16 protein-coding genes are annotated in these 17,787 nt (G+C 65.8%); 8 read left to right on the forward strand and 8 right to left on the reverse strand.

From position 1 onward, the window contains the following. The first annotated feature begins 245 nt into the window (after positions 1–245). Entirely contained in the window at positions 246–2,219 is a 1,974-nt protein-coding gene (locus BJI69_RS07940) for an LTA synthase family protein (protein WP_046968403.1), read from the forward strand. A gap of 111 nt (positions 2,220–2,330) precedes the next feature. Here BJI69_RS07940 and BJI69_RS07945 read toward each other — a convergent pair whose 3' ends face one another. Then, a complete protein-coding gene (locus BJI69_RS07945) occupies positions 2,331–3,752 on the reverse strand; it encodes a nicotinate phosphoribosyltransferase (protein WP_046968431.1) in 1,422 nt (473 codons plus the stop codon). 41 nt (positions 3,753–3,793) lie between these two features. Beyond that, positions 3,794–4,495, reverse strand: a complete 702-nt coding sequence (locus BJI69_RS07950) for a pirin family protein (RefSeq protein WP_046968402.1) — start codon at positions 4,493–4,495, stop codon at positions 3,794–3,796. Positions 4,496–4,693: 198 nt separating this feature from the next. Between BJI69_RS07950 and BJI69_RS07955 the strand changes: the two genes are divergently transcribed. Further along, positions 4,694–5,701 (forward strand): LLM class flavin-dependent oxidoreductase, encoded by a 1,008-nt coding sequence (locus tag BJI69_RS07955; RefSeq protein WP_046968401.1) that lies wholly within the window; start codon positions 4,694–4,696, stop codon positions 5,699–5,701. A gap of 4 nt (positions 5,702–5,705) precedes the next feature. After that, complete coding sequence (locus tag BJI69_RS07960; protein ID WP_125903011.1) at positions 5,706–6,158, forward strand: putative toxin-antitoxin system toxin component, PIN family; 453 nt, start codon at positions 5,706–5,708, stop codon at positions 6,156–6,158. A 147-nt stretch (positions 6,159–6,305) separates the two neighbouring features. On the opposite strand, the gene BJI69_RS07965 is transcribed toward BJI69_RS07960, so the two are convergent. Further along, positions 6,306–7,208 carry a LysR family transcriptional regulator gene (locus BJI69_RS07965; protein ID WP_046968399.1) on the reverse strand — a complete coding sequence of 301 codons (903 nt, stop codon included), beginning with the start codon at positions 7,206–7,208 and terminating at the stop codon, positions 6,306–6,308. A 102-nt stretch (positions 7,209–7,310) separates the two neighbouring features. Here BJI69_RS07965 and BJI69_RS07970 point away from each other — a divergent pair, with 102 nt between their 5' ends. Continuing rightward, positions 7,311–8,021 carry an SDR family oxidoreductase gene (locus BJI69_RS07970; RefSeq protein ID WP_046968430.1) on the forward strand — a complete coding sequence of 237 codons (711 nt, stop codon included), beginning with the start codon at positions 7,311–7,313 and terminating at the stop codon, positions 8,019–8,021. Positions 8,022–8,033: 12 nt separating this feature from the next. Here the strand turns inward: BJI69_RS07970 and BJI69_RS07975 are convergent, their stop codons facing one another. Both BJI69_RS07975 and BJI69_RS07980 read right to left on the reverse strand, forming a co-directional pair. Next, positions 8,034–8,681, reverse strand: a complete 648-nt coding sequence (locus BJI69_RS07975; protein ID WP_046968398.1) for a DUF6348 family protein — start codon at positions 8,679–8,681, stop codon at positions 8,034–8,036. A 27-nt stretch (positions 8,682–8,708) separates the two neighbouring features. Continuing rightward, entirely contained in the window at positions 8,709–9,539 is an 831-nt protein-coding gene (locus tag BJI69_RS07980) for a DUF72 domain-containing protein (protein ID WP_046968397.1), read from the reverse strand. Between the two features lie 51 nt (positions 9,540–9,590). Between BJI69_RS07980 and BJI69_RS07985 the strand changes: the two genes are divergently transcribed. Continuing rightward, positions 9,591–10,211: a response regulator gene (locus BJI69_RS07985; protein ID WP_046968396.1), complete on the forward strand. Its 621-nt coding sequence runs from the start codon at positions 9,591–9,593 to the stop codon at positions 10,209–10,211. 18 nt (positions 10,212–10,229) lie between these two features. On the opposite strand, the gene BJI69_RS07990 is transcribed toward BJI69_RS07985, so the two are convergent. Next, the gene (locus BJI69_RS07990; protein ID WP_046968395.1) at positions 10,230–11,222 is read right to left on the reverse strand and encodes a GlxA family transcriptional regulator; all 993 of its coding nucleotides are present in this window, start codon (positions 11,220–11,222) and stop codon (positions 10,230–10,232) included. 84 nt (positions 11,223–11,306) lie between these two features. Here BJI69_RS07990 and BJI69_RS07995 point away from each other — a divergent pair, with 84 nt between their 5' ends. From BJI69_RS07995 to bla, 3 genes are all read left to right on the forward strand, one after another. Next, on the forward strand, positions 11,307–11,948 hold the full coding sequence (locus BJI69_RS07995; RefSeq protein WP_046968394.1) for an HD domain-containing protein: 642 nt from the start codon (positions 11,307–11,309) through the stop codon (positions 11,946–11,948). An 89-nt stretch (positions 11,949–12,037) separates the two neighbouring features. Beyond that, complete coding sequence (locus BJI69_RS08000) at positions 12,038–13,117, forward strand: PepSY-associated TM helix domain-containing protein (RefSeq protein ID WP_046968393.1); 1,080 nt, start codon at positions 12,038–12,040, stop codon at positions 13,115–13,117. A gap of 162 nt (positions 13,118–13,279) precedes the next feature. After that, positions 13,280–14,101 (forward strand): subclass B3 metallo-beta-lactamase, encoded by an 822-nt coding sequence (bla, locus tag BJI69_RS08005; RefSeq protein WP_052767265.1) that lies wholly within the window; start codon positions 13,280–13,282, stop codon positions 14,099–14,101. 139 nt (positions 14,102–14,240) lie between these two features. Here the strand turns inward: bla and BJI69_RS08010 are convergent, their stop codons facing one another. Both BJI69_RS08010 and ligD read right to left on the reverse strand, forming a co-directional pair. Beyond that, a complete protein-coding gene (locus BJI69_RS08010; RefSeq protein ID WP_046968392.1) occupies positions 14,241–15,131 on the reverse strand; it encodes an acyltransferase in 891 nt (296 codons plus the stop codon). 47 nt (positions 15,132–15,178) lie between these two features. Next, positions 15,179–17,740, reverse strand: a complete 2,562-nt coding sequence (ligD, locus tag BJI69_RS08015; protein WP_046968391.1) for a DNA ligase D — start codon at positions 17,738–17,740, stop codon at positions 15,179–15,181. Between the last annotated feature and the right edge of the window lie 47 nt (positions 17,741–17,787).

Raw genomic sequence — 17,787 nt, forward strand, 5'->3', positions numbered from 1 at the left:
CACTGGCAGCTCTGCCCTCGTCTCGTGCTCCACTGCGTCCGCGGCTCCGTTGGTTCTCGTAAGGTCGTGTAGGGTGCCACAGAGCGCGAACAGGCGGCAGGCCGTGAGCGCGCCAACGTTCATTCTTACTCTCACCAATAGCAAAAGCTTACGATAAGGTTCGGGAAAGCCTTGCGTAAGGCGCCCTCTCTACCCTCCTGGCCTACCCTGCCCGCTTTCCGGCTGGCGTCCTTCCGTGAGGCACCATGCGTTCTGATTCTTCGGCCCCGGGCGTCCTGCGCCAGCGTTTTCGGCCCCTGTTGTGGTTCGGCGTCCTGTTCGTCGGCGTGGCTTTCCTGGTCCGCCTCATCCTGCTGATCAAGACCGGACACGAGATCCCCCGCGAGCCGGGCAAGTGGTTGTACCTGTTTGCCGTGGGCCTGGCCTACGACCTGTTCACCTTCCTCTACTTCGCCTGGCCGATGCTGCTGGTGCTCTGGCTGCTACCGCGCCGGGCCTACCTGTCGACCTGGGGCCACCGGATCTTCCTGGGTTTCTGTTTCGTTCTGACGTTCGCAGTGTTGTACCTGGGCGCCGCCGAGCTGGTCTTCTGGGGTGAGTTCAGCGCCCGCTTCAACTTCATCGCCGTGGACTATCTGGTCTACACGCACGAAGTGGTCGGCAACATCCAGGAGTCCTACCCGATCGTCACCTGGTCGCTGCTGCTGTTGCTGGCGACGGTGCTGGTGCTCTTCTTCAGCCGTCGCACGCTCCGGGCCCGGGATGGCGGTTCACGTTTTGCCGGTCGCTCGGCCGTGGTCGGGGTCTGGCTGGTGCTGACCGTGGCGGTGAGCTTCGCCGTGGACGGTTCGATGAAGGATCGTTCCACCAACAACTACGTGAACGAACTGGCCGGCAACGGCATCTACCAGTTCTTCGCCGCGTTCCGGAACAACGAGCTGGATTATGCGAAGTACTATCCGACGATTCCCGACGACCAGGCCTTCAGCAACCTGCGCGAGCTGGTGAAGACGTCCAATGCCACGTTCACCAGCAACGATCCGAAGGACATCACGCGGACGATCACCGCCGATGGCGCCGAGAAGAAGTTGAATGTGGTGCTGATCAGCGTGGAGAGCCTGTCCGGCGATTACGTCGAAGGCCTCAACGTGAGCAAGCACATGGGGCTCACGCCCAACCTCGACGCGCTGGCCGCGAAGAGCCTGTTCTTCACCCAGCTCTATGCCAACGGCACGCGCACGGTGCGCGGGCTCGAAGCCTTGTCGCTGTCCGTGCCGCCGACGCCGGGCGAGTCCATCGTCAAGCGCCCGGGTAACGAGAACCTCAATTCGCTGGCCGACGTGTTCAATGGGAAGGGCTATACCTCCGAGTTCGTCTACGGCGGTTACGGTTACTTCGACAACATGAACCACTTCTTCGCCAGCAATGGCTATACGGCGGTCGACCGCAACGTCATCAACAGCAAGGACATCCACGCCGAGAACGTCTGGGGCGTGGCCGACGAGGATCTGTTCACCCTCGTGATGAAGCGGATGGACGCGTCGTACGCAAAGGGCAAGCCGTACTTCGGTCATGTCATGACCACGTCGAACCACCGGCCGTACACCTTCCCCGAAGGTCGCGTAAATGCGAAGCAGGGCGCGCGGAACTCCGCCGTGCGCTACACCGACTGGGCGATCGCCGATTTCCTCAAGCGGGCATCGACCAAGCCGTGGTTCGACGACACCATCTTCGTGATCACCGCCGACCACTGTGCAAGCAGCGCCGGCAAGACCAGCCTGCCGGTGGACAAGTACCACATCCCGCTTTTCATCTATTCGCCCAAGCACATCGCGCCGGGTCGCGTCGATCGCCTGATGAGCCAGATCGATATTCCGCCCACCGTGCTCGGCCTGTTGAACTTCAGCTACACCTCGCACTTCTACGGCTACGACCTGTTCAAGCTGGAGCCGGGCCGTGAGCGTACGTTCCTGAGCACGTACCAGGAGCTCGGCTACATGCGCGACGGTCGTCTTACCTCGCTGATCCCGCGCGAGCCGGTGAAGGAGATGACACCCGACCTGGTCTCGGGCGATGCCACCGTCGCGAAGGCCAATCCGGTCGATGCGAAGGATGCGATCACGTACTACCAGACAGCCGCCTACCTGTTCACCAAGGGGCTGATGACGAAAAAGGGCGCTGCCGGGACGGCACCTCCCACGCCCCCCGCGGCCCCCTAGGCCTCGCCGCAAACTGTAGGAGCCGATTCATCGGCGATCCCGCGGCAGCGGGCCAGGACTCGGCGAGCACCCTATCGCCGATGAATCGGGTCCTACAAGAGCGCGGGGAGCTCAGCGTCCGGCGGCGGCGCGTTCGCGCACTTCCGCGAACGTCCAGTCGCGCACTAGCTCCCCGTTCTCCCACACGGTCACCATGGCCTCTTCCCAACCGGGTTCGAGATCGGCCGGCGCCAGCGACACGGCGTCATCGGGCAAGGCCACCGTGCGGTAGCTGCCGTATTCGCGGTGACGCACCAAGGTCATGCGGCCGCGCTTGGATATCTTGCCCTGATCGGTGACGGGATCTTTCCAGACGTCGCGCCATGCGCCGTCGATCCTCGCGGCCGAACACTTGAGTGCGAATTTCTGCGTATCGCGCGTGAGCTTCTGCAGCAGCGCGCCGCCCATGCCGAAGGCGAGGTTGTCGGCCGAGTAGCCCGCACCGGTGATGCGTTCGAGAATGGCCCGGATGCTTTCCGGATTGACGCCGTCACCCTGGATCACGCGCACATGGTTGAGCACGCGGAAGCCCTTGCTGTTCGCGGTGCTGCCGAAGGCGTCATTGAGCAGGCTGAGGCAACGATGGACCACTTCGACCGGCTCGCCGGAATCCGGCCGCACGATGAGCGTCGCACCGGACGCGATGACCTCCTCGCGCAGCGTCTTGCCCCAGTGCTCGGTGATCGCGTGGTAGATGTCGTAGCTGTCCGAGACCACGGCGACGAGCCCGCCGGGTTTCGCGAAGCGCTTGAGCATGTTCCGGTAGGCATCGACTTCGTGCTCGCGGCCCCAACTGGTGATCGTGCTGTGCTCGGCGGCGGGAATCGAATAGCCGGCCATCGGTTCGCCGTAGAAGACCCGCGCGGCGAGCACGCCCGATACGGTGTCCGTGCCCATGAAGTTGACCAGATGCGCCATGCCACCGAGTCCCGCGGACTCGGCGCTGGACACGCCGCGCGCGCCGAAGTCGTGCAGCTTGAAAGCAATCTGCCCGGCGGGATCGTCGGAGGTCTTTTCCAGGTACTGCAGGATGGTCCGTCGTGCCTGCCAGCTGATCGTCGACACGGTCACCGGATACCACAGGCGCAGCAGCAGCGTTTCGAGATAGGACGGTAGCCAGGCGGCTGCCGGGTCGGTCGACTCGATGGTCACCAGGGCTTGATGGGTCGGCACGACGCTGCCTTCGGGCACGGCGCGTATGCGCACGGGCAACCGGCCACCGTGCACGTCGACGATGCGTCGCCAGCCGGGGTCGTTGAAGGGTTCGCCATGCGCGGCGAAAAAATCGCGCGCCGCGTCCACGTCCGCGTGCGTGACCGGGCGGCCGAGGCGTGATTTCAGGACGGCCTGGAGGCCGAAGAACACCGTGCTCTCGTAGGTACCGCCGCGCGATTCCACATAGAAGAACGTGGCGTCGGTGCCGGGCGGGTACTGCAGCCAGTGGCTGGCCTTGTAGCTGTCGGTGTCGAGGATGGGGTTGTCGAGGTAGGACATGCCGTGGGTCGTCATGACCCACAGCATACCCCCGGCGTCACTTACGCCGCGCTGTCGACCAGCACCAGCTCGGCATCGGCCGAGGCGGTGATGCGCAGCGTGGTCTCGTCGCGGATCGCGGCGCCGTCGCCCTTGTTGAGCGTCTTGCCGTTGATCTCGACCGAGCCTTCGGCCGGGACCATGTACGCGAAGCGACCCTCACCCAGCGTGTATTCCACGGTCTCGCCGGCCTTCACGCTGGCGCCGAGGACGCGCGCGTCAGTGCGGATCGGCAGGGCGTCGCCATCACCGGGCATGCCGCTGGCCAGGGTGACGAACTGGCCCGAACGTGCGCCCTTCGGGAACGGACGGGTACCCCACGACGGCGCCTTGCGCTCACCGTCAGGAATGATCCAGATCTGGAAGATGCGGGTGGCTTGCGGCTCGGCGTTGTACTCGGCGTGGCGGATGCCGGTGCCGGCGCTCATCACCTGGACGTCGCCCGCCTCGGTACGGCCCTTGTTGCCCAGGCTGTCCTCGTGGGTGATCGCACCTTCACGGACATACGTGATGATCTCCATGTCCGAATGCGGGTGTGGCGGAAACCCGGTGCCGGCGGCGATGGTGTCGTCGTTCCAGACGCGCAGCGCGCCCCAGCCCATCCGCTTCGGATCGTTGTACGAGGCGAAGGAGAAATGATGCTTCGCGTCGAGCCAACCGTGGTTGGCACCGCCAAGACTATTGAAGCTGCGGACGTCGATCATGTGAAGCTCCCCCGGAATTACCGGACTGGGTGAGTGGATCGGTGTATTTTCCTCTCCGCCAGCGGGCCGTGGAGCATCGTTCCGCCGAACGGATTGTTTCCCTGGAATCGCTTGTGAGGGTTGCAAACCGCCCCCTCGCCGCCCATCTGGAACGGATTGGCGGTTCGCCCGCCTCCCCCTTTCAAGAGGTGTCTGCGGATGATTCCGTTCTCGGTACTCGACCTGTCCCCGGTAGCGCGCGGTTCCAACCCCGGTGAATCGCTGCGCAACTCGCGCGATCTCGCCCAGCACGCCGAAGCCCTGGGTTTCCATCGCTACTGGCTGGCCGAGCACCACAACATGACCGGCATCGCCAGCGCGGCCACCTCGGTCGTGATCGGTTTCATCGCCGAAGGCACCAAGACGATCCGCGTCGGCTCGGGCGGGATCATGTTGCCGAACCATGCGCCGCTGGTGATCGCCGAGCAGTTCGGCACGCTGGCGTCGCTCTATCCGGGGCGCATCGACCTCGGCCTTGGTCGCGCGCCGGGCACCGACCAGGGAACGGCGCGCGCCCTGCGCCGTTCCATGGGCCCCAGCGACGACCGCTTCCCCGACGACGTGCAGGAGCTGCAGCTGTTCCTCGGCCCGCAACAGCCGGGGCAGACGGTGCGTGCCGTGCCGGGCATGGATACCCATGTGCCGCTGTGGTTGCTCGGGTCCAGCCTGTTCAGTGCGCAGCTCGCCGCGCACCTCGGCCTGCCATTCGCGTTCGCCTCGCACTTCGCGCCCGACATGATGATGAAGGCGCTCGAGGTGTACCGGCACATGTTCCGTCCGTCCGCGGTGCTCGACAAGCCGTACGCGATGCTCGGTATCAACGTGGTCGCCGCGGAAACCGATGCCGAAGCGCGTCGCCTGTTCACCTCACAGCAGCAGGCGTTCTGGAACCTGCGCCGTGGGGCGCCGGGCCAGCTGCCGCCGCCGGTGCATTCGATGGACGGTGTATGGACGCCGATGGAGAAGGCGCAGGTGGATCACGCGCTGTCCTGCGCCGTGGTCGGCTCGCCAGACACGGTGCGTGATGGCCTCGCCGAGTTCATCGAACGCACGGGCGCGGACGAACTCATCATCACCGCGCAGATCTTCGACCATGCGGCACGTAAGGAGTCGTATTCGATCGTCGCCGCCCAGCATGCGAAGCTCGCCGAGCGGTCGGCGGCCTGATCGCATGCGCGTCGTGCTGGACACCAATGTCTGTCTCGACGCCTTCGTGTTCGACGATCCACGCGCCGCGACACTCGTCGCGGCGCTCGCCGCGGGTACGGTCGAAGCGGTGACACGCGTGGATTGCCGCGACGAATGGCTGGGCGTCCTGGCGTATCCGGCGTTGAAACTCGATGAAGCGCAGCGCGAGGAAGCGGTGTCGCGTTTCGATCGGCTGGTGACGTTGCTGGACGGTTCCGGGTTGGACGAGGCTGGCGCGACGCCGGGTGCGTCACCTGGCGTGGCGTTACCGAGGTGCCGCGATCCGGACGATCAGAAGTTCCTGGAGCTTGCCGCGGCATCGGGCGCGAGCGTGTTGTTCTCGCGCGATGCGGAAGTGCTTAGGCTGGCGCGACGGACGGCGCGCGATGGCTTGTTCGCGATCATGAAGCCTGAGGAGTGGTCTGGGGTGTTGTAGGAGCCGGCTATGCCGGCGATCCCTGCGAAGCGTGGCGATGATTCCGCGACGAAACCTGGCCCGCTGCCGCGGGATCGCCGATGAATCGGCTCCTACAAATCTAGGCAAGACCCTGCTCCCTGTGGGAGCCGATTCATCGGCGATGCTCTACGTCCCCCAGCGCCACTCGTCCTTCAATCGCTCCGCACAGAAATCCACAAAGCGCCTCACCTTCGGCGCCAGGTGCTGCGCGTTCGCATACACGGCCTGCAACGGCGCAGCAGGAATCGCGTAATCGGGCAACACGCGCACCAGGCGCCCGCTGCCGAGATCGTCGCCGACATCCCAGATCGATTTCTGCACGATGCCTCCGCCCGCAAGGGCCAGCGTGTGAGCGGCCTCGCCGTCATTAGTGATGAAGGCGGGACTGACGCGTACCGAGACAGGCTCGCCCGCATGCTGGAAATGCCACTCGCGGGTGGGTTGCTCGCCGAACACGATGCAGTCATGACTGGCCAGGGCCACGGGCTCGGCCGGCAGGCCGCGCCGTGCAAGATAGGAAGGCGCCGCGCACAGCACGCGAAAATTAGGTGCCAGCGAACGGGCGATCATCGACGAGTCGGCCAGGCTGCCGAAGCGGATGGCCAGGTCCACGCCTTCGTCGACGATATCCACCAGGGCGTCGGTGAGTGTGAGATGCACGCTGAGTCCGGGATGCTCCAGGCGGAAGGCCACCGTGAGCGGTGCGATCCGGCGACGTCCGAACGCCCGTGGCGCGGTCACTCGCAGTACGCCAGCGACCGCATCGCGGCTGCGCGACACCGCCGCCTCGGCCTCCTGCACTTCGGCCAGGATGCGTACGCAGCGGGCATGGAAGGCCTCGCCCTCCTCGGTCAGCGACTGCCGTCGCGTGGTGCGCTGGAGCAGGCGGACGCCAAGCCGTGTTTCCAGCGCACTCAGGCGCTTGCTCACCACGGCCAGGGAGAGGTCGAGTTCACGGGCCGCGCCGGAAAGGCTGCCCGCCGAAACGATGCGGGCGAACACAGTCAGCTCCAACAGGTTGTCGATCATTCTTCGGCCCCGGGCAAGAGTCTTTCGGCGTCACGAGCCTTTGTCGGCTCTCGGGCAAGGATCATAGTGTTCCCACCTTCTTCCCGCTTGCAGAGGCTCACCATGTTCTCCTTCACGAACCAGGACGTCCTAGTGGTCGGCGGCAGCTCCGGTATCGGCCTGGCCACCGCAAAGGCCTTCGCCGCGGCCGGTGCGCGCGTCACCATCGCCTCGCGTTCCGGCGAGAAGCTGGCGGCGGCGCTGAAGGAGATCGGCGACGGCTCACGGTCCCAGGTGCTGGACACGGGCGACGCGCTGGCGGTCGAGAGCTTCCTGGCCGCGCATACCTGGAACCACGTCGTGGTGTCGGCGGCAAAGACGCCGAGCGGTCCCGTGCGTCAGTTGTCCCTGGAAGATGCGCACACCGCCATGGAGAGCAAGTTCTGGGGTGCGTATCGCGTCGCCCGCGCGGCGCGGATCCGCGACGGGGGCTCGCTGACGATCGTCTCGGGTTTCCTTTCGGTCCGGCCGAGCGCCACGTCGGTGTTGCAGGGGGCGATCAACGCGGCGCTTGAGAGCCTGGTGCGCGGCATGGCCCTCGAATTCTCGCCGGTACGCGTCAACGCCGTATCGCCCGGCATGATCCGCACACCGCTTTGGAGCGGCATGGATGACGACAAGCGCGAAGCGATGTTTGCCGCGGTGGCCGAAAAGCTTCCGGCGAAGCGCGCCGGCGAGCCCGAAGACATCGCCAACGCCGTTCTCTACGCCGCAGCGACGCCGTTCACCACGGGCTCGACGATCGTCGTGGACGGAGGCGGTTCCATCGCCTGAGGCGCGGACGCTTCAGTCCACCGGCACCAGGGCGATGAAGTTACGCAGGCTGTAATAGCGGTCGTGCTGCGGCCAGTCCACCGAGGCGACGGCCTTGTGCCCGGCGGCCCAGGGCTCGTTGTCGAGCAACACTTCGACCTGGGTCTTGCCGTCACCGACGTTGCCGTAGAACACGCGGATCCAGTGGACGTCGTTGGTCAGGGGTGCCGTGGAAATCGCCGCTTCCAGGGCGGAAAGGCCGTCCTCGGGTATTTCCATGGGGGCGTCTTTCTCCCCGCGCAGCGTGAAGTCGCCGATGTACGCGTTGAAGCGATGCATGCCCGCGGTCAGTTCATGCACGGCGAGCTTGTCCTTGTTCACCGTATGCCAGCAGGCCGCCAGGACGACGTGGAAATCGTTGCGCGCAAAACTGTCCAGCGCGTCGCGACAACCGGCCTTGCCGCCGCCGACACCGCCGAAGCTTTCCTCGATGGTCCGCTCCTCGTCGAGCACGATATCGAGGTCCAGGCGACCCATGCCACCGTCCTTGCCTTCGTGCCAGATGCCGCGCAGGGCCGGGTAGTCGTCGCCTTCGGTGAGCAACCAGTCTTCGTCGGGCTCGAGTGCCACGCCGTGCTCGGCGAAAAGGTCGATGAGGGTGTTCTGGATGAGACGGTCCATGGGTCGTCCGTTTGGAAAAGAGGGAGATTATGCGTTGTCGACGAGTTTGCCGAGCGCCACGGCGGCCGCCGGGTTACGCTCCTTGGCCGCCGAGATGAAATAGACGAAGACGTCCCGGGGCGCGCCCTTGGCCAATGCCTCGCCCACATGAGGCAGATCCAGGGGATCGCCACCGGCTGCCCACGTGCCGGCGTGTTTCGCCCAGGTCTTCAGTTCCTTCGCCGGATAGCCGTTCTTCTCGGTAGCCCGGCTGCCCATCAGGCGCGCATATACGAAGGGCCCGGTGAGGTCGGCGAAGGAAGGATGCTCGGGCGAATCGGTGAACACGGTGGCCACGCCGCGGTCGCGCGCCAACTCGAGCCAGCGTTCGTCCATGAAACTCTCGTTACGCACTTCCACCGCATGCCGCAGCGTCATGCCGCCGGCTTTCTCGGGAAGCAGGTCGAGGAAGGCCGCCATGTCGTCGGGGTCGAAGACGCGCGTGGCCAGGAACTGCCAGAGGATCGGGCCGAGACGGTCGCCGAGCGCACTGGCGCCGTCGACAAACCGTTCGATCCGCTCGCCTGCCGTGGCTAGCTGTTTCGTCTGCACGATATGGCGCGGTGCCTTGACCGAGAAGACAAAGCCTTCGGGCGTTTCCGCAGCCCATTTTCGGTACGTCGCCGCATCCGGGGCACGGTAGTAAGTGCCGTTGATCTCGATGGCGGTGACGTGCCGGCTGGCGTATTCCAGCTCGCGCTTCTGCACCAGGTCGTCCGGGTAGAACACCCCACGCCATGGCGCGAAGACCCAGCCACCCATCCCGGTGCGGATCGTGCCGGGGGTCTTCGCCTTCGTGCTGTCGCGCGGGGTCGCCATGGGTCGATGCTCGCAAGGTCGGAGTGCAGGCCGTGTCGTTATACTCCGACCATGCCGCCTATCCGCATCATGACCGTCGACGACCATCCGCTGCTGCGAGAGGGCATTGCCGCCGTCATCGAAGGCCAGGACGAGCTCGAGCTGGTCGCCGAGGCGAGCACGGGCGAGGAGGCGATCGAGCGCTATCGCGAGCATCGCCCCGACCTCACCCTGATGGATCTGCAGATGCCCGGTATCGGTGGCATCGCGGCGATCGAAGCGATCCGTGGCGAGTTCCCGGATGCACGCATCCTGGTCCTCACCACCTACCGCGGCGATGTGCAGGCGCTGCGGGCGTTTCGTGCCGGCGCGCAGGGCTACCTGCTCAAAAGCGAGCTGCGCAAGGACATGCTGAGCACCATCCGGCAGATCATGGACGGGAAGCGCCGTGTGCCCGAGGAGATCGCCCACGAGATGGCCGGCCATGCCGACGATGACGAGTTGACGCCGCGCGAAACGCAGGTGCTCACGCACGTCGCCACGGGGGAAGCCAATCGCGATGTCGCGGTGGCGCTCGGCATCGCCGAGGAAACGGTCAAGGCGCACATGAAGAGCATCCTCGCCAAGCTTTCGGCGAACGATCGCACGCACGCCGTCGCCATTGCCCTGCGCCGGGGCATCATCGAGCTCTGACGTTCGGAAAGCCGGGCATCACGCCGTACGTGCGTGCGCGTGTCGCTTGCGGTACTCGGCGGGCGTGACGCCGACGCGGCGCATGAAGGCACGGCGCAGGCCGTTGGGATCGGCATAGCCGCAGCGGGTGGCGACACGCTTGGGTGTCTCGTGCCCTTCTTCCAACAGGCGTCTTGCCGCCTCCACGCGCATCGTCTCGACGAATTCCGCCGGCGTCATGCCGACTTCGTGGCGGAAGATCCTCGCGAAGTGACGCGGACTCATGCCGACGCGTTGGGCCATCGCGGTGACCGAGTGCTCCTCGGCCGGGTGCATGGCCACGTAGCGCTGTAGTTCCTGCAGGGCACCCCGGCCGGCGGGCGCCGCCTCGCCATGGCGGCTGAACTGCAGTTGCCCGCCGGGGCGTCGGTAGAACACCACCAACTCCGCCGCCACGGCCATGGCGATGTCGCGATCGAGGTCTTCTTCGACCAGCGCGATCGCCAGGTCCATGCCCGCGGTGACGCCCGCCGCGGTGCACACGGGACCGTCGCGGACGACGAAGGCATCCGCCTCCACGGCCAGGGTGGGGTGTCGCTCGGCGAGCAGGCTGGCCACTTTCCAGTGCGTCGTGACACGGCGACCGTCGAGCAGGCCGGTCTGCGCGAAGAGCAGGGCGCCACTGCATATCGAACCGTAACGACGCGAGACTGCCGCGTGCCGGCGTAGCCAGTCGATCAGGCTGTAGTCGGTGGCGGCCCGGGAAAGGTCGGGCGACCCCGCGACCAGCAAGGTGTCGATCCGGTCGAGGGTGTCCAGGGTGCTGCGGTCCGGCAGGAAGCGCATGCCGGACGAGGCGGTGACCGCCAGCGGGGCGGTGCCTACCGTGAGCACCCGGTACACCTCGCGCCGGGCCTGACGATTGGCCTCGGCAAAGACGTCGGCGGGCCCGGAAACGTCAAGCATCTGCACGCCGGGTGGGGCGACGATGACGATGGTGAGGGGAGGCGGCGACTGCATGGAACGCAACATGGCAGAAAATGATACGTCACGTCAAATCAAGACGGGCGCCGGAGGGGCTCCAATAGGCTCACCCACCGCATGAGGCCCAACGCCATGTCCACCACCATTGCCGGCATCGCCATTCCCGACAGCGCCCTCGCCCGCGAGATCACCGATCTGGTCCGCGATACCGAGAGCGACCTGCTTTACCACCACTCCCGCCGCGTTTTCCTGTTCGGCGCCCTGACCGGCAAGGCCAAGAGCCTGGTCTTCGACCCCGAGCTGCTCTACGCCGGTGCCATGTTCCATGACATGGGCCTGGTCCCGGCCTATTCGAGCAAGACCGAGCGCTTCGAAGTCGATGGCGCTAACGTCGCCCGCGATTTCCTGCGTTCGAAGGGCATCGACGAGGCGCAGATCGACATCGTCTGGGCCTCGATTGCGCTGCACACCACGCCCGGCGTGCCGCAGCACATGAAGCCGGAAATCGCCCTGGTCACCGCCGGCGTCGAGATGGACGTGCTCGGCCTCGGCTTCGAGAACGTGGCGACCAGCGACCGCGAGACCGTCGCCGAGATCCACCCGCGCGGCGGCGCCTTCAAGGAAGGCATCATCGACGCCTTCTACAACGGCGTGCGCAACAAACCGGAAACCACCTTCGGCAACGTGAAAGCCGATGTCATGGCCTATAAGCAGCCGGGCTTCAAGCGCACCGACTTCACCCAGTGCATCCTGCACAACCACTGGCCGACGTAAGGCTCGGGTGCCCGCAAGAACCTGTTAATTGATCTGATAATCATTCGCACCTACGATGACGGCCTTTCGCATCCCGCAAGGCCGTCTTCATGCCGCACCCGCGCCGTTTCCGTTCCGCGCTGAAAACGATGCACCTGTGGCTCGGTCTCAGCCTGGGCCTCGTGCTGGCGCTGGTGACCTTTTCCGGCAGCGTGCTGCTGTGGGAGGACCCGCTGTTCGCGGCCGGTCATCCCCAGCTCACCGCACGCCCCCTGCCGGATCTCGCGACCCAAGGGCGGTCGCTGGCCACCCTGCTCGCCTCCCCGGATGGCAAGGGCCTGCGCGGGCTTTCCCTGCCGGACGATGAGCTTCCCGTATGGGAAGCGACGTCTCGTGGCGGTGGCCGCAGCTACTTCGATGCGACCACCGGCGAACTGCTGCTACGCCGGGAAAAAACGGGCGACGTGATGCTCATGCTGATGGACTGGCATACGCATCTGCTCAGCGGCGAAGTGGGTGAGACTGTCCTGGGCGTCGTGGCGTGCACGGGCCTGTTCATGCTGTTCTCGGGTGTGTGGCTCTACTGGCCTGGGCGTCGTCGGGCCCTCAGGCACCTCAAGCCGCATACGCAACCGCCGGTCCTGCGCTGGGCGAGCTTCCATCGTTTCGTCGGTGTCGCCGCCCTGCCCCTGCTCATCGTCATGATCGGCACGGGCACCACGATGGCCTACCGCGGCGCGGTGCGCAGCGGCCTGGCGTCCGCCTTCGGCGAAGCGCCGCCGGCCAAGCCGCCGAAGCTGCCGGCCGGCCACGGTGACATCGACTGGCCGGCCGTCCTCGCCGCCGCCCAGGCTGCTGCGCCCGAGGCCGAAATCACCCGCCTGATGTTGCCGCAGAAGGACAACGGCACGCTGGTGTTGCGCGTCCGTCGTCCCGGCGAATGGAACAAGGACGGCCGCAGCTCCCTGTGGATGGATCCGGTGGCCGCGCGCGTGATCGGTGGCGACGACGCGACAAAACTCGGCCCGGGCCTGCGCCTGGCCAACGCCCTGTTTCCGATCCACTCGGCGGCGGTGGGCGGCCTGCTCTGGCGCATCGTGGCCTGCTTCACCGGCCTGCTTCCCCTCTTCCTCCTTGTGACCGGCTTCCTCTTCTGGCGCGCCCGCCAACGCCGATCCCCGGCCACCTGATCCCCCGAGGTCCTCAGCTCCGAGGTTTCTGAGGTCCGAGGCTTCACTGTGGGAGCCGATTCATCGGCGATGCTCTTCTGCCACACCGTTGCCCTCTGCAAAGCACGCCCACGCCCCACTCACTCGCCTATCCTGCCCTCCGCTTTTCCAGGGACTACCGATATGCGCCGCACCCTGCTCGCCCTCGCCTGCTGCCTCGCCCTGCCCGCTTTCGCCCACGACCCCGCACCGGTCGTCATCGGCGCGAATCCGACATGGACCCAGCCGGTCGCGCCACACGTGGTCTACGGCAACACCTATTTCGTCGGCACCAAGGGCCTGTCGGCCATCCTGATCACCTCACCGCAAGGGCATGTACTGATCGATGCCCCGTATGTTTCGAACGCGAAACTCATCGAAGCGAACATTCGCACGCTCGGCTTCCGCGTCGAAGACATCAAGCTGATTCTCAACACCCACCCGCACCACGACCACGCGGGTGCGATCGCGCAGCTGTCGAAGGACAGTGGCGCACCCGTCCGCGCGACGGCGAAGGGCGCCGCCGCGATGCGCGTCGGCGGACGGTATGCGGAGGATCCCCAATACGACCCGACCGACAAGCCGTATCCGAAGGTCGATGCGATTGGCGATATCGTCGACGGCAGTGTCGTGCGCGTGGGGCCGTTGACGCTCACCGCCCACATCACGCCGGGCCATACACCGGGCGGTACGGCGTGGACGTGGCAGTCGTGCGAAGGTGCGTCGTGCAAGAACATCGCGTTTGCCGACAGCCTGTACGCGTTCAAGGCAGACGGCTATCGCTTCAGCGATCACCCGGCCTATGTCGCCGAGTACCGCAAGACGTTCGACCGCGTCGCCGCGCTGCCCTGCGACCTGCTGATCACACCGCATCCCGAACAGGGTGAAGGCAAGACGTGCAAAACGTACGCAGACGCCGGGCGTGAGCGGCTCGACGACGTGCTGGCAAAAGAAGCCGCGAAATAACCCGCTGCTCTACCTGTAGGAGCCGATTCATTGTGGGAGCCGATTCATCGGCGATCCCGCGGCAGCGGGCCAGGTCTCGGCAAGCACCCAATCGCCGATGAATCGGCTCCCACAATCGTCGATGAACCTTGCTCGCTCTTTAGCGGGCGAGCATCGCGGTGATGCGCGCGTCCTTCTCCGCCCAGAGCTGGTTCACCCAGTTCTGGAAACGTTCGCGATACACCGAATCGTTCTCGTAGTCGCCGCGCATCGGCGGATCGATGGCCAGGCGGCGTATGTGGATGCGGACCTCGCGGATACGGCCGGCGATCAAGTCCATCATCGTGCCTGGCCCCGCCGGATAGACGATGGTGACGTCGAGCATCTGGCGGATCGCATCGCCCATGGCATCGATCACGAAAGCGACGCCGCCGGCCTTCGGGCGAAGCAAGTGCGTATAGGGTGACTTCTGCGCGTCGTGCTTGGCCTTGGTGAAGCGCGTGCCTTCGGTGAAGTTCATCACCGATACCGGTACGTGGCTGAACTTCTCGCAGGCGCGACGCGTGGCTTCACGATCCTTGCCGCGCAGTTCCGGCTTCGCTTCCAGTTCCTGCTTCGAATGACGCTTCATGAAAGGGAAGTCCAATGCCCACCAGGCCGGCCCGAGCAGGGGTACCCAGATCAGCTGGCTCTTCAGGAAGAAACGCATGAAGGGAATGTGCCGGTTGAAGAGCCGCTGCAACGCCGGGATATCCACCCAGCTCTGGTGGTTGCAGACGACCAGGTAGTTCTCACGCGTACTCAGGCCGTCCAGGCCTTCCACCTCCCACTGCGTGCGCGTGAAGGCAGCGAACAGCCAGCTATTGACGCTCAGCCAGCTCTCGGCGATCAGCACCAGGACCGGCGCAAACGCGTTGCGCATCGAGCGCAGCGGAATGAGCAGGCGGACCGCCGTCAGCAGCAGGAGCGGCCCCACGTGCAGCACCGTGCTGGTGAAAAGCAGCAGGCAGGCGAGGGGGATGCGCAGGAATCGGGGGAGCGAAACGAACATAGGGTCGTCACGGAAGAATGAGGCCGCAGTTTACTTGGATCGTCCCGCTAGCGTGCCGCGAGGGTTTCGTTGACCGCTTCGAGGTCCTGTTTTACCGCGTCGATGCCTTCCCACGGGTCCTTCCTGAGGCGCGCCAGGCGTTTCGGGACGGTGGCCAGGTCGAAGGCGTTGCCGGATTTGAGCTTGCCCAGTTCGTCCCAGCGCAGCGGCACGGCGACGGGGGCACCCGGCCTGGACCGCAGGGAATAGGAGGCGACCGCGGTCGCGCCGCGCCCGTTGCGCAGATAGTCCACGTAGATCTTGCCGCGCCGGAAACGCTTGCTCGCCGTCGCGACGAACTCCAGCGGATGCAGCTGCGCCAGCGTTTCGGCAAAGCCGCGGGCGAAGCCCTTCACCGTGGCCCAGTCGGCCCCCGGATTCAGGGGGACGACCACGTGCAGACCCTTGCCGCCGGTGGTCCGCACGAACGAAACCAGCCCCAGCTCGTCGAGGAAGCCACGGACCATGCGCGCCGCGGCGATCACACGGCGCCACTCGACGTCCTCGCCGGGATCGAGATCGAAGACGACGCGATCGGCGATGTCGGGCGATCCGATGTGCGAACCCCACGGGTGGAATTCCACCGCGCCGAACTGGACCAGCTCGATCACGCCAGATTCGTCCCTGGGATAGAGGTAGACCGCCTGCGCGCCGGTCTCCTCTTTGAGTCGGGCGGTGCCGACGTGTTCGAGGCGCGCCATCACGTGCTTCTGGAAGAAGCATGGCGAGGCGATGCCGCCTGGGCAACGAATGGTCGAAGTCGGCCGGTCGGCGATGGCGGGCAGGAGCCACGGCATGACGGCGCGGTAGTAATCGACCACCTGCTGCTTGGTGATGCCATCGTCGGGAAAGACGACGCGCTCGGGATGGGTAATGACGACCGGCGAGGCGACGGCGGCTGCGGCTGCGGACTTGCTTGCGGTGGCGGCTTTGGCGCCTCGCTTGGGCGCAGGCTTCCGATCGGAGTCGCGCAGGTCGCCGGGCGCCTTGTCCACCCGTAGCGCCTTCAGGCTGGGCTGGCGCAGGAGATTCTTGTTGCCGATGCCGCGGTAGTAGACCTCCGCCACCGCGGTCGGCGGCACCCAGAGTGCCCCACGCAGCGTCGGATCGACGGCATCGATGCGCACGCTCGGCGTCTTCGATCCCGCCTTCGTCAGCGTCTTGCCCAGCTCACGCAGCATCTCGTCGGTAAAGCCTGTGCCGACCCGCCCAGCATAGGTCCAGCCGCCATCCGCATCGGGCCTCGCCAGAAGCAGCGAGCCGAACGTCAGGCGGGAACCCTTGGCCGGGGTGTAGCCGACCACCGCGAACTCGTCGCTCTCCAGGCGCTTGATCTTCAGCCAGTCGTCGCCGCGTCCCGCGCGATAGCCGCCGTCGGCGCGCTTGGAGATGATGCCTTCGAGTTTCTGTTCCATGGCCATGGCAAACACCTGGTCGCCGTCGCCGAGGTTGTGCCCGCTGTAAGAGAGCAGGCGCGGTGCATGCGAGAGCAGGCGTTCGAGCAAGGTCTTCCGCTGCGCGAGCGCGACCTTGCCGAGGTCGTAGCCCTGCAGATAGGGCATGTCGAAGAGCATGTACGCAAGCGGCGCCTGCATGTCGCCGGACAGGGTGCGCTGGAGGGCATTGAAGTCGCTGCGGCCCTGCGCATCCAGGGCGATGAGTTCGCCGTCGAGGCGGGCGCTCTCCAGGCCGAGGCCTTCGATGGCGGCGACGATCTCCGGCAGGCGATCGTTCCAGGGCAGGGCGTTGCGCGACCACAGCATCACCTTGCCCTTGGCCACGCTGGCAAGAATGCGATAACCGTCCCACTTCACCTCGTGCAACCAGGCGTCACCTTGCGGCGGTGTTTCACGCAAGCGCGCCAGCTGGGGTGGGAAGAAATCGGTGGAGGCTTTCGCCTTGCGCGTTCCCTCGAGCGCGACGGCCGCCTTGGTCAAGGTGGCGACGGAAACGCGGCGCGACTTCGTCTTCGCGGAAGAGGCTTTCGTCGCGGCGACCTTTTTCGTGGCGGTCCCCGCGCTGGTAGCCTTCTGCGCCCGGCGCGTGCTTTTCCGCATTTTCGCGTCGAGCAGATCGTCGGCCTCGATGTCACTCGCGTAGGCGTCGGTCGCCTTTATCAGGAACCACGACGGCTGGCGCTCCTTCTTTCCGCTACGCACCAGATGCCAACTCCCCTTCAGGCGTTTACCGAAGAGCTCGAAGGTGAGGTGACCTTTGAGCAGCTGCGCCTCGACATCCCCGGCGGTGGACCAGACGCCACGGTCGAACGTGTCGACGTGCCCCTTGCCATAGCCTTCCTCGATCTCGCCCTCGAACCCGGCATACGACACGGGATGGTCCTCGACCTCGACGGCGAGGCGCTTCACCTTCGGGTCATAGCTTGGGCCCTTGGGGACGGCCCAGCTCCGCAGGACATCGCCGACCTGCAGCCGGAAGTCGAAGTGCCGGTGCGATGCATGATGCAGCTGGACAACGAAGATGGCGCGCCCTTTGCCGCGCGCGGATCCTTCGGGAGACGGCTCGCGTGTCCTGGTGAAGTTCCGCTTGCGGCGATATTCCTGCAGGCTCATGGACGAATGATTGGCGCGACACGGTGAACGAGCCGTGCATCCCGGGC

This window comes from Luteibacter rhizovicinus DSM 16549, from assembly GCF_001887595.1.
Taxonomy (GTDB): Bacteria; Pseudomonadota; Gammaproteobacteria; order Xanthomonadales; family Rhodanobacteraceae; genus Luteibacter; species Luteibacter rhizovicinus.

Excerpts from the sequence above, each read along its gene's own strand:
- BJI69_RS07965 (WP_046968399.1), bottom strand. The coding sequence starts at position 7,208 with ATGATCGACAACCTGTTGGAGCTGACTGTGTTCGCCCGCATCGTTTCG.
- BJI69_RS07990 (WP_046968395.1), bottom strand. The coding sequence starts at position 11,222 with ATGTTGCGTTCCATGCAGTCGCCGCCTCCCCTCACCATCGTCATCGTC.
- BJI69_RS07960 (WP_125903011.1), top strand. The coding sequence starts at position 5,706 with ATGCGCGTCGTGCTGGACACCAATGTCTGTCTCGACGCCTTCGTGTTC.
- BJI69_RS07980 (WP_046968397.1), bottom strand. The coding sequence starts at position 9,539 with ATGGCGACCCCGCGCGACAGCACGAAGGCGAAGACCCCCGGCACGATC.
- BJI69_RS08010 (WP_046968392.1), bottom strand. The coding sequence starts at position 15,131 with ATGTTCGTTTCGCTCCCCCGATTCCTGCGCATCCCCCTCGCCTGCCTG.
- BJI69_RS08000 (WP_046968393.1), top strand. The coding sequence starts at position 12,038 with ATGCCGCACCCGCGCCGTTTCCGTTCCGCGCTGAAAACGATGCACCTG.
- BJI69_RS07955 (WP_046968401.1), top strand. The coding sequence starts at position 4,694 with ATGATTCCGTTCTCGGTACTCGACCTGTCCCCGGTAGCGCGCGGTTCC.
- BJI69_RS07985 (WP_046968396.1), top strand. The coding sequence starts at position 9,591 with ATGCCGCCTATCCGCATCATGACCGTCGACGACCATCCGCTGCTGCGA.
- BJI69_RS07945 (WP_046968431.1), bottom strand. The coding sequence starts at position 3,752 with ATGTCCTACCTCGACAACCCCATCCTCGACACCGACAGCTACAAGGCC.
- BJI69_RS07940 (WP_046968403.1), top strand. The coding sequence starts at position 246 with ATGCGTTCTGATTCTTCGGCCCCGGGCGTCCTGCGCCAGCGTTTTCGG.
- BJI69_RS07970 (WP_046968430.1), top strand. The coding sequence starts at position 7,311 with ATGTTCTCCTTCACGAACCAGGACGTCCTAGTGGTCGGCGGCAGCTCC.
- BJI69_RS07975 (WP_046968398.1), bottom strand. The coding sequence starts at position 8,681 with ATGGACCGTCTCATCCAGAACACCCTCATCGACCTTTTCGCCGAGCAC.
- ligD (WP_046968391.1), bottom strand. The coding sequence starts at position 17,740 with ATGAGCCTGCAGGAATATCGCCGCAAGCGGAACTTCACCAGGACACGC.
- bla (WP_052767265.1), top strand. The coding sequence starts at position 13,280 with ATGCGCCGCACCCTGCTCGCCCTCGCCTGCTGCCTCGCCCTGCCCGCT.
- BJI69_RS07950 (WP_046968402.1), bottom strand. The coding sequence starts at position 4,495 with ATGATCGACGTCCGCAGCTTCAATAGTCTTGGCGGTGCCAACCACGGT.
- BJI69_RS07995 (WP_046968394.1), top strand. The coding sequence starts at position 11,307 with ATGTCCACCACCATTGCCGGCATCGCCATTCCCGACAGCGCCCTCGCC.